This is a genomic window from Kordiimonas gwangyangensis DSM 19435 = JCM 12864 (assembly GCF_000375545.1).
Classification (GTDB): Bacteria; Pseudomonadota; Alphaproteobacteria; order Sphingomonadales; family Kordiimonadaceae; genus Kordiimonas; species Kordiimonas gwangyangensis.
This window is the reverse complement of the sequence record NZ_AQXF01000010.1, coordinates 1-11,290: the sequence shown is the minus strand read 5'-3', so window position 1 is coordinate 11,290 and position 11,290 is coordinate 1. Positions and strand designations below refer to the sequence as shown.

Below are 11,290 nucleotides of genomic sequence, written 5' to 3'. Positions count from 1 at the left end.
AAGGATTCGATGAAAGCATTGTCCGTAGGCTTACCCGGTCGGCTGAAGTCCAAGGTCACACCCTTCTGGTATGCCCACAGGTCCAGGTCACGCGAGATGAATTCCGAGCCCTGGTCGACCCGGATCGTCTTGGGGTAGCCAGTGCTGCGGCAGATCTGCTCAAGGGTTCGCACCACGTCTTCACCGCGATAACTGCGTCGCGGATCAGTCGCAGGCGAGAAGCGTGACCAGGTGTCCACCACCGTCAGGATGCGCAGCTTCTCACCGGTCACCAATTGATCATGTACAAAATCCATGGCCCAAACCTCATTCGGGGCAGCGGCCGCTTGCCGGTCATCCCTCAGCTTGGCCTTGACCCGCCGCTTCGGTGTTTTGTTCCTGAGTTGGAGCCCAAGTTCCCGGTACAGCCGCCGTATCCGTTTGATGTTCACCTGCCAGCCCTCCCTGACCAGAAGCGTGTGTATGCGCCGGTAGCCGTAGCGCACCCGCACCTCGGCAAGCTCCTTGATCCGTTTCTTGAGTTGGGCCTGATCGGGCCGTCTGGCCTTGTAGACATAGCTGGCGCGGCAGGCCTGCAGAACCTGACAAGCCCGCCGTGTGCTCACGGACCAGACGGCACGCACGTCATCGATGATCGTGCGGCACCGGTCAGGCCCTACAGCTTTCGTTTGATCACATCCTGCAGCATCGCCTTGTCCAGGCTGAGGTCGGCTACCAAGCGCTTCAGCTTGGCATTCTCTTCTTCCAGCAGCTTAAGGCGCTTCATCTCCGATGGCATCAGCCCAGCATACTTCTTGCGCCAGTTATAGAAGGTGGCCTCAGCGATGCCTGCCTTGCGGCAAACCTCCGAGATCGGTGTCCCTTCCTCGGCCTGACGCAGGATGAAGGCAATCTGCGCCTCCGTAAACTTCGACTTCTTCATGGAATTCTCCTCCTCCCCACACGGGGATCATAATTGGAAAATTCCAGCTCAAAATGGTCTAAATTCCGGGGGGCAGGTCAACCATAAGCGCCTCACCCATCACGGCCACATCCTTGAGACCGGAAACGATAGCTTCCGCTTCAGGAACAGCTCTGCCCGAAAGGCCAAAACAGGAAAGTAGAAAACCCATCTTGACCCACAACTGAGACCCGAAACATAATCTCACCCGGGTCACTTCTCAGTGAAAACACCGGGTCAATTCTCAGCGGAAATCAACACTTCCATATATCTTCCAACGTTGAAGGCGCTGCCGTGCAACTTAAAAAGCTTGCATTGGCAACGCGCCTGCTGCCATAATCGCGAGCGCCACAATGACACGCTAAGTATGTTTGGGATATAACATCCGAGGCGAAGCCAACATTGTCAGCGCTCAATTTTTTAAGTTCATTTGCTTCAACGTTGACGATTATGCAGTCTCACCATGTTTTAGGTATGCGGGTCGACTATGCGCCCAAGTCGCAGTTTTACAAAGAAATAATTAGCCGCGCGCTTGCCGGCCAAGCGGGCTATTGTTGCGTTCCGAACGTCCACCAGTGCATATTGTCTTATGAAAACCCCGATCATCGGCGGATTGTTAATAGTGCTGACTGGGTATTGAGCGACAGCACCATTTTACAGCGCACACGAAGCTGGCTGTATGGAGTCCCCCTCCAAACGCCCGTGCGTGGCGCGGAGATAATGATAGACTTGTGCGCGCAGGCTGCAGGCAGAGGCGTAAAAGTTGGGTTCTTCGGCGCATCTCCGAAATCTATCGAGGGATTGAAGCTGAGGCTGTCACAGGGATACCCCTCGCTGAATATTGCTTTCGCCGCATCGCCACCGTTTCGGGCGCTAGGCGCAGAAGAGAACGATCAATTTTTGTCTGATATGACAGCTGCCGGCGTCCAACTTCTCTTCGTTGGCATGGGGTGTCCAAAGCAGGAAACTTGGATGGCCCTGAACAGGGACAAGTTCTCAGGTGCCATGATTGGAGTTGGGGCCGCATTTGATTTCAATGCTGGTGTGGTTAAGGCCGCACCAGCCACAATACACAGGCTTGGATTCGACTGGCTCTGGCGTTTGCTGGCGGAGCCGCGCAGATTGTTCAAACGATATATGACAACAAGTCCGAAGTTCATTCTGCTAGCGATCAGACAGAAAATGGCAGCCTGACCACGACATGGGGTTTTGTCTATCATGGTATCATTCAGTGTTATTACACCCAGTCTCAACATGGTTGGGTTGCTTCAGCAATGCCATGCATCCATCATGGATCAGGGCGTGGACGTTCGGCACATTGTCGCAGATCCGGGCTCAACCGACGGAACGCGAGCATGGCTGACTGGACGGGCTGACGTGCAAGCGATCCTGGAGAAGGACAGTGGCATGTATGACGCCATCAATAAGGGCATAGAGGTAGCAGATGGTGACATCGTTTCCTATCTCAATTGCGACGAACAGTATTTGCCAGGGACTTTGAAGCGGATTGCACAGCTTTTTGAAGCAGATCCCAGCATCGATATTATTTTTGGCGATACGATCTTGGTCGATAAAAAAGGTGGCCCAATTGCCTTTAGAAAGGGTTATCAGCCACGCTGGAAATACATCGGCGTCTCGCACCTTTATGTATTGTCCTGCACAATGTTCATTCGGCGCCGCGTATTTGACGATGGCCTGCGCTTCTCGAGCTCGCTACGTGATGTTGGGGACGCGGATTTAGTGATCCGCATGCTCAGGGCTGGATATAGGGCGGTACACGAACGGCGATATTTCTCGTCTTTCATGATGACAGGCGCCAACATGAGTGCGGGTGAAAATGCCAAACGTGAAGCGCTGAAATTATATCAGTCGATGCCTTTTTGGGTACGCGCCCTCAGGGTTCCGCTAAATGTCTGCCGATTGGTGGAAAAAGCCTTGTCCGGAGCCTATTATCAGCCGGCACCTATGACTTATGAAATTTATGCAGGCCCAGATTTGCAGCAAAGACAGGCTTTCAGCTTCGTAAAGCCATCTTGGCGTTGGCCGAACTAAGTGGGGCGGCAAGCTGTAGGTGGGGTAGAAGATATGGCGAGCAGCGTGCAAAACGCAAACATCGGCAAAATGACCGCTGCAAAGCGGCAGCCTGTGGTACAGAACTATGCGGAACTGTTCACGCTGCTTTTTTTCGTCCTTTCGACCCTTGTGCTTCTGATAGTCAGCCTGTTCGATTATTCCGACCGCACGGTGGCCTATGGTGTCACAGTTCTCGGGATTGCCATTCTATTATACAATATTGTCCAATATGGCGTTCTCACACGCGTAACCCGATTCATCCTGCCCGGCCTGACCCTCTCCGTGATTGGCGTGATATCCTTCACTCATAGTCGCGTTACCGGCTTGGACAATAGCTATGGGGCAGCAATTATCCCGCTGTTTCTGATTCTATTTTCGTGTTTTCCACACCCGATACGGGAGGAAAGCGGTCGCATCGCGCATCATTTTCACATGCTGTTGATTGTGTTGTCGGTCGTCATGCTTCTTGCCCGCATGGCCGGGCTTGAGTTTTCACACCAAAACATGGTGATCGCCTTCTTCGCCCTGTCTCTATCCGTCGCGATGTGGAACAAGTCCCAGATTATCCTTCTGGTGCTTATTATTTCCATATATACCCTTTATCGACCGTCATCGACAATTGTGGTATCCATGATGATGACCTTAGCTGTACCTGGCCTAGGGCTGGTATCTAAACCTGCCTTATTTAAGGTTGCCAAGCTGATGATTTTGGCGAGTACTGTCTATAACGTTCTGATCTTACTGTATCCGCACCTTCTCCAACTACCATTTAATCTTGAGCAGGACCTGAAACAGGACTTCCTCGGCGCGCATAGCAACTCGGAGTTTCGCCTAGCTGTGCTCGAATCAGCTAGCGAGGCCTATCACAATTCCTCATTGGTCTTCGGATCCTACTTTTCCGGATCAATCAATGCCCAGCATATGGAATATTTTCTACCGTGGTGGCATGAATTCAATGCCCCTATCCACTCTGATTTCGCTATTATTGTGTTGCAAGGTGGGATCTTCGGAGCAGCGCTGCTGGCGCTCTTTTTCATTAAATTGGTAAGCTTCCTTCAGATTGTTGCTGAGAATGCGAGACCTGGCGATCGATATACCGTCGGCTATTGTCAGGGGACTGTGCTGTCCATAATGAACTTTACGCTTTTTGCCAATTTCAACCCAATGATGGGGTCTTTGAGTGCAACTATCTGCATTTATGCGCTGATATATGGTGCTTCATTTATGATGGATCGTCAGAGAGTGGTGACCTCGTGAAGGAAGCGGTAGCCGGGACTCGGCAGAAGGATGTGAACAATATTATCATTGTCAGGACCGACCATATTGGCGACGCGGTAATGACCATTCCTCTCATTCGGGAGACCAGAAAGGTGTTTCCGAAAGCGGTTATCGATCTCATTTTGGCTGAAGGTGTCGCCCCCCTGTTCCAGGGATGCCCCTATGTAGACAGAATAATTCCGATCAAAACGCGTGTTTGGCGCCGTGCGGACAGTATCCATCAGGTCCTCAGGATGTGGCGTTTGAGGCGGTGCCTTTTCTCAGACAGACATCCGGACCTTGTTTTGTCGCCACGGAGAGGCCCTGAAGCAGACGGCACAGCTCTGGCTGTTTGGGCGACAGGTGGCAAAGTTCGCGTGGGATACCGAAAGGGCTTCAAGGCAAGGCCGCTTTCCGCCCTTATACATGATTGGTGCTTTACTACGCTCATTGACCCTGCACCTCCAGAGCATGAGGTTTGTGCCAACCTTAGACTACTAGAAATGTTTGGGGCCGACAGAGGGGGCTGTGACGACAGCCTAGAATTTTGGATTCGATCAGAATCAGAGGATTATACTGCCACTTTGCTTGCCAATGCTGGCGTAGAGGCGCAAGAGGAATTCATAGTTATGGCTCCCGGAGCGGCGAGTGGCGGTCGAAATATGTGGCCTGTGGAACGTTTTGCAGCAGTTGCCTTGTCTATATACCAACGTAAGAATATTCGTACGGTACTTGTTGGTAGCCCGGGAGAGCGAGCCCTCGCCAACGATATCGAGGCTCAGGCAGGGGCAGCTGTGGTCAATATGTGTGGGCACACAAGCTTATTGGCTCTGGCGGCTATCCTTGCTCGGGCCGTGCTCTTGGTGGGCAACGACTCAGGAGCGGGTCACATTGCTGCTGCACTCGGCAAGCCGACAGTGACAATTTCAAGCTTTCCGATAGACGGGGACCCTGGCCACCCTAACTCAGTTCTAAGGTTTCGCCCTTATGGACGGGGTGCACTCGTTATACAACCTAGGTGGCCAGCGGCGGAAACATGCGTAAACGGCTGTAGTATGAAAGAAGCACATTGTATTCTTGATGTTTCAATAGAGCGGGTTGTAACACTTATACATAGGGCTTTAGACAAGCCTTGAGTTTTCTAGTGAGGACGGCATGCGCTTGAAGAAAAGTAAGATCGTGGGGGAGTGTGATGACCATTATGCCCAACCTCTTCATTATTGGAGCTGGAAAATGTGGAACTACAACTCTTTTTAGTTGGCTTTCTCAGCATCCTGAGATTTATGCTGCTAAAGAAAAAGAACCTCACTATTACTCCGTGGCGTTCAGCAATAGCAGCGGACCTTGGGGGACGTTGCCTCATACTTCGACACTTGCCGAATACCGGGCTCTCTTTCAAGGAGCGAGCTCTGAGACGCTTCTTATGGAAGCGTCAGCTTCCTACTTATATTACCCTGGAACCGCAGAAAGAATATTTCGAGACTGTCCGGGAAGCCGTCTGATAGTCCTATTGCGGGACCCAGTCGAACGAGCAATTTCTGACTACAAGATGCAACGAATGTTGGGAATCGAATCCAGAAGTCTCCAACGAACTATCGACGAAATGTACTTTCCGGGGACACTCGAGTACTTGTCTCAAGGGCTATACTCGCAACAGCTCAGGAAATACCTCGATATTTTTGATCAAAATGACATTTGCATCCTTATCTATGAGGATTTCTTTTCAAATGTCCCGAGCAGTTTTAAAAAATTGCTCGAGTGGTTGCATGTAAATGCTGACTGTCCGATAGAATTAAGACAAAAATACAATGTTGGAAACGGTAAGATACCACTGAACAATACAATTTTCAGTTTCTCTAAAAAAATTGCACCTATCTTCCCGGCAAGGTACAGGGAAATGTTTAAGGGGCTACTTACGAGAGATTTTACCCCGACACAAACTCTTCTAGATTGGCTTGTCGATTTTTACGCGAATGACAGGAGAGAGCTGGAGAGCATGATCGGTGTGGATTTATCGTGCTGGCGATCTTAGGATTCATTGATGCTAAAATATAAAAAATATCCTGTAGCAAAATCGATCGGAAACCGATGGCTTTATCCACCGATATTCGATCCAGATTATCTTCATCGCAAAACTCTGCTTGCCGTTATCCGCCGGCTGAGTACCCGCCTTTCCTCAAACTCACGTATTTTGGATGTCGGATGTGGCTGGATGCCATACAGAAGCCTTTTCAAGGCACAAGTCTATGAGGGAGTTGATGTCTTGCCACATGGCGACACGTCCATTGCACTCATTGGGGATGACAGGAAAATTCCAAAGCCGGATGCGGTTTTCGATGTATGCGTAAGCTGGCAGGTTCTGGAACATGTAGATAGTCTGCATCTGTTTCACGCCGAGATACGTCGGTGTCTGAAGCCGGGTGGCCGCCTGTATCTGACTACACACGGATTCTTTCGGGTCCACGCGGAGGCCGACTTCTGGCGCTGGACCAAGCAGGGACTTGAGAGGCATTTTGAACAATATGGGTGGTCCGATGTATCTGTCGAGCCAATCGATAACGCTATCGTGAGCGCAACCGGGTTTTGCAACGCATTGGTGGAGCGTATCCTCCTGCCGGAGGATCGTAACAAAGCGGGAAAGGTCAAGAAAATCGTGTTTGCGGCATATGCGCTGCTGGCTAACTGCATTGGTCTAATATTGTTGAGGTCGCTACCCGCATCCAAGATTGCCGTCCTAGAGTCCGACAGCTCGACTTTTCTGATTTCCTGCACGAAATGACGGTATCAATTTCAGCAGTTGTCTGCACTCATAACCGAGCGGAAGAGCTGGAAGCCTGCCTGAGAAGCTTGTGCGAGTGCCCATCTGTCGCGCTAGCGGAAGTCATTGTTGTGGACAATGCCTCCACCGACCGAACCAGGCTGGTCGCGGCAGACTATGCGGACCGAATGCCTGCGCTGTGTTATGTGTATGAGCCCAGGCTGGGGCTGCCGTTTGCAAGAAACAGCGGCTGGCGCGCTGCAAGCAGTGATATTGTATTGTATCTGGACGATGACGCTGCTGTAACAGACGGTGCGATCGATGCACTCGCCTCTCTTTATGCTCGCAGTTGGGATGCGAGGGAAGCTGTTGCGGTTGGTACCCGCGTTTTGCCAACCTTTATTGATTGTGATGGATATCCGGACTGGCTACATGCGGATTTTGTACCCTATCTGACCCAGTTGGACTTGGGGCAGGAAGACCGCGTGTTGGGCGCCAGCGAGTTTCTCGTTGGAGCAAGTTTCTCTACACCTCGCTGCGTATTAGAGGATATTGGCGGCTTCAACGAAAACCTGCCTGCTTACGGCATGGACGAGCGTTGGGTTGAGGAACAGATTAAGCGGCTTGGTGGAAGACTACTTTACTGTGGTCGCGCGACAGTCCAACATGCTGTTACACCGGTACGGCTGCAAAAAAAATGGTTCTACCGCCGTATGTATCTTGAGGGTGTCGCGGCTCGACGGCTTTTCGACCTGATGTCGCCTCGTGGGCCGGTGCCCATTGTACTGTCCTTTGTCAAACATGCGCTACGCGCTCCTTTGCAGTTTCTAGCCGGTTTTGCCAATGTGGGTCACCGACGCAAACAGGACCGGTTCCGGCATTTTTGTGCCGGTTTTGTTTCTTTGGGGCATATGCGTGCTCTTTGGGGAGGTTTGTTTTGATTGGCTTTCAAAGTCTGCCCGGTTGGCAACTTATCAATCAGAACCGACCGGTCTTCCTGAAGTTGATCGGACTACTGTTTCTGGTCGCAATCATGGATCTTGCCAACCTTCTTACCCTTTATCTGCTGGGGCATGTCATTCAGGGATCGGATATGTTTGCTTTCTTGGGCTTATACAGCGCAGGAAGCCTTGTGCTCTTGTTCTGGTTCCTACGTTCAGCCGCAGTAATGATAATATACCGCGGCATCTATGGTTATCTCGCGCAAGAGGAAGCGCGTTGGCGCGACCGCATCTTCTTCAATATTCTCTCTCAGCCCTACTGCAAGGCTTCCCGCGCCCGTAGTGGGCAGGCAACCAATATCTTGTTGAACGAATGCAGGCTGGCCCTTGACGGTCTCTTTGCGGCAGCCGACCTAATTCAGAGCCTCATGTCGCTTACGTTGATTACCGCGGCAGCTCTGCTGATCACGCCTTGGATCATAGTGCCCGCGGTGATCGCTGTTCTGCCGGGAGCCATTATCTCGAGACGCAACAGGAGCAATGCCCGGGAAATAGGCATGCGTCATATGCATCACAATCAGGAATTTGCGAACATTGTGGGCGAAAGTCAGCGATGTGCCAAGGAGCTGCGGGCGCTTAACCTACGCCAGAGCGTTTTCGAGGATGCGACGGAGCACAGCCATCAATCCAGCAAGATGTACAGCCTTATAAATATTGCGCAACACGAGAGCAGGGCCGTCATCGAATTTATTTTTGTGGCAGCAATCTTTGCCTCCGCTTATCTGCTTAAGGATGTTTTTGCGAACGACGCCAATTTTGCATCCAATGCCCTATTTCTGATTGGCGCGGCCTTTCGCGCCATGCCCTACTTGACACGAGCCAGCATGGCGGCTACCCGTCTCAGCAGCCGCCAAAAAGAAATGGCGGAGGTCGCGGCAAGAATTGAAAGCCTTGGTCATAAATCCCTGCTCCTTTCAGATTTGGGGAATGCAGCCCTGCCTCATTGGCGGGAGCTCGTAATGGAAGGTGTAAGCTTTAGTTACGGCCCTAAGAAAGTAATCCATGCAGCCGATCTAATTATAAAGAAGGGCCAAAAGGTTGTACTTTGGGGGCCCTCTGGGCATGGCAAGTCGACACTTCTTGATATTCTGGCGGGTCTTCTGTCCCCCGATTCAGGCGTAGTAAAACTCGACGGGCTGGCCATAACAGAATTTGGCACCGAAAAATGGCTGGCGGCCATTGGGTATGTCTCCCAACAACCATATATTTTCCATACAACGATTGGCGAAAATCTCAGACTCAAAAGAAATATTTCGGATGAAAAGATTCTGATGGCGTGCCGCATGACCGGATTTGATCAAGTTCTAGAAGCAATGCCGGAGGGGTTGAACACCATGGTTGGGGAGCAGGGTATCGGCCTTTCTGGGGGACAGCAACAGAAACTTGCCATGACCCGTGTTCTGTTGCAGGGTTCCAACATTCTGTTTCTGGACGAGCCAAGCAGCGCGATGGATGCGCGGTCGGAAGCGATCCTGACGGCACTGCTCAATGACCTTGCAGAACAAGGGACGACCGTTGTTATCGCCACCCATAGCAGGACAATCTCTAGTATTGGTGACAGCATATATTCCGTTAAGGATGGGAAAGTACGTTACATTGGTGCAACGTACTCTGTTTAGGATATCAATCCTTGCAAATCGCACAACCTTAGCGATTCTCGTGAGATTGGAATTATCTAAAGTCGACGATTGAGGGGTTAATTGACCCTGTCCCGGATTTGTGCCTGGCCATATTGAAACTTCCGGTTACCTCCCCCATAGATAGGTCGTTTCTAAAGTTAGGAGTCTCTGTAAACGATGATCAGGAGCTTCCTTTATGAAGTATGACACGCAAAAGGTTTTCAGAAGACAGGAGTATTACGGTCTCATAAGAGCATGCTGCAAGGATGAAGGTTAAGGATATTGTCCGCAAGCACGGCATAGGCAGAAGAATATTCAGCATATGAGTTAACCTAGGCCTCTATTAGGGCAATTATCTACTATTGGAGCGTCTTTGAAAGGCTGTTTGAATAGCCCCTAGATTTCTAGACACCTTGCTTGGTAAAAATGAAGCAAGGAGTTGATGTATGTCGTCAGGTATTCGTTATACGGAAGAGTTCAAGCGAGATGCGGTCGCACAGGTGGTTGATCGGGGCTATTCGGTTCTGGAAGTTGCGACGGGGCTGGGGATTAGCACCAAGTCGCTCTATGACTGGAAGAAGTGCTATCACAAGCCAGAGCGACAGATCCGGCAGGAAGCTGCGGAGGCCGCCGAAATACGCCGACTGAAGGCGGAACTGGCCCGGGTTACCGAGGAACGGGACATCCTAAAAAAGGCCACGGCGTACTTCGCAAGAGAAGCCAAGTAAAGTACGCCTTCATCAAAGCGCACCGGGGCCTTTTCCGGGTGCGCGTGATGTGCCGCGTGCTGCTGGTGCAGCATAGTGGCTTCTATGCCTGGCTGCGCTCGCCGATGAGCAACCGGGCCAAGGATGACAGACGTCTTACCGGCCTGATCAAGCAGGTATGGCTTGAGAGCGGCTGTGTCTATGGCTACCGCAACATCCATGATGATCTGCGGTCCATCGGCGAGACCTGCTGTCCGAAGCGGGTATGGCGATTGACCCAGCTGGCAGGCATCAAGGCACAGGTCGGTTACCGTCGTCGGCCCGGCAGCTATGGCGGATCGCCAGCAATCGTGGCCCCCAACCATTTGTAGCAACAGTTTGATGCAGCGCGGCCTGATCAGACCTGGGTGACGGCTTGCGAAGCAGACGTTTACGTCACATCACCTATATCAAGACCCATGAAGGCTTCCTGTATCTGGCTGTCGTGATTGATCTCTATTCTCGCCGCCTAGTCGGCTGGTCGATGCAGTCCCGCATGCATATGGATCTGGTTCTGAGTGCACTTCTAATGGCCGTTTGGCGGCGTAAACCAAGATCGAAGGTGATCATCCATTCAGACCAGGGAAGCCAGTTTACCAGTCATGAGTGGCAGAAGTTCCTGCAGACCCACAATCTGGAAGCCAGCATGAGCAGACGGGGGAGCTGTCACGATAATGCTGTCGCGGAAAGCTTTTTCCAGCTCCTCAAGCGGGAACGGATCAGGCGACGGACGTATCGGGACCGCACAGAAGCTCGGCAGGACGTCTTTGATTACATCGAGTTTTTCTATAACCCAAAACGCAAGCATGGTAACAACGGTCTGCTGTCGCCCGTCGAGTTCGAACGGCAGCAAAATTGGAAAGCCCAAGGTGTCTAAGAAACTAGGGGCTATTCAG

8 protein-coding genes and 3 pseudogenes are annotated in these 11,290 nt (G+C 51.5%); 10 read left to right on the top strand and 1 reads right to left on the bottom strand.

Annotation, left to right across the window (positions count from 1 at the left end):
- Positions 1-922, bottom strand: a pseudogene (locus B150_RS23405) (IS3 family transposase); the annotation flags it as partial.
- Positions 923-1,010: 88 nt separating this feature from the next.
- On the opposite strand from B150_RS23405, the pseudogene B150_RS23300 reads away from it, so the two are divergent.
- From B150_RS23300 to B150_RS21915, 10 genes and pseudogenes are all read left to right on the top strand, one after another.
- Positions 1,011-1,103: pseudogene (locus B150_RS23300) on the top strand (ATP-binding protein); the annotation flags it as partial.
- A gap of 239 nt (positions 1,104-1,342) precedes the next feature.
- Entirely contained in the window at positions 1,343-2,134 is a 792-nt protein-coding gene (locus B150_RS0118865; protein ID WP_025898119.1) for a WecB/TagA/CpsF family glycosyltransferase, read from the top strand.
- 24 nt (positions 2,135-2,158) lie between these two features.
- Entirely contained in the window at positions 2,159-2,992 is an 834-nt protein-coding gene (locus tag B150_RS22785) for a glycosyltransferase (RefSeq protein WP_020401514.1), read from the top strand.
- Between the two features lie 33 nt (positions 2,993-3,025).
- Positions 3,026-4,270 carry a hypothetical protein gene (locus B150_RS0118855; protein ID WP_020401513.1) on the top strand — a complete coding sequence of 415 codons (1,245 nt, stop codon included), beginning with the start codon at positions 3,026-3,028 and terminating at the stop codon, positions 4,268-4,270.
- 80 nt (positions 4,271-4,350) lie between these two features.
- On the top strand, positions 4,351-5,406 hold the full coding sequence (locus B150_RS23660) for a glycosyltransferase family 9 protein (protein ID WP_425311197.1): 1,056 nt from the start codon (positions 4,351-4,353) through the stop codon (positions 5,404-5,406).
- Between the two features lie 56 nt (positions 5,407-5,462).
- A complete protein-coding gene (locus tag B150_RS23100) occupies positions 5,463-6,302 on the top strand; it encodes a sulfotransferase family protein (protein WP_081611546.1) in 840 nt (279 codons plus the stop codon).
- A gap of 9 nt (positions 6,303-6,311) precedes the next feature.
- Positions 6,312-7,049, top strand: a complete 738-nt coding sequence (locus tag B150_RS22780; RefSeq protein WP_081611545.1) for a class I SAM-dependent methyltransferase — start codon at positions 6,312-6,314, stop codon at positions 7,047-7,049.
- A complete protein-coding gene (locus tag B150_RS0118830) occupies positions 7,046-7,969 on the top strand; it encodes a glycosyltransferase family 2 protein (RefSeq protein ID WP_081611544.1) in 924 nt (307 codons plus the stop codon). Before B150_RS22780 ends, B150_RS0118830 begins: the two co-directional genes overlap by 4 nt.
- The gene (locus B150_RS0118825; RefSeq protein WP_020401507.1) at positions 7,966-9,648 is read left to right on the top strand and encodes an ATP-binding cassette domain-containing protein; all 1,683 of its coding nucleotides are present in this window, start codon (positions 7,966-7,968) and stop codon (positions 9,646-9,648) included. Before B150_RS0118830 ends, B150_RS0118825 begins: the two co-directional genes overlap by 4 nt.
- Positions 9,649-10,094: 446 nt before the next feature.
- Positions 10,095-11,271, top strand: a pseudogene (locus tag B150_RS21915) (IS3 family transposase).
- Positions 11,272-11,290 lie beyond the last annotated feature (19 nt).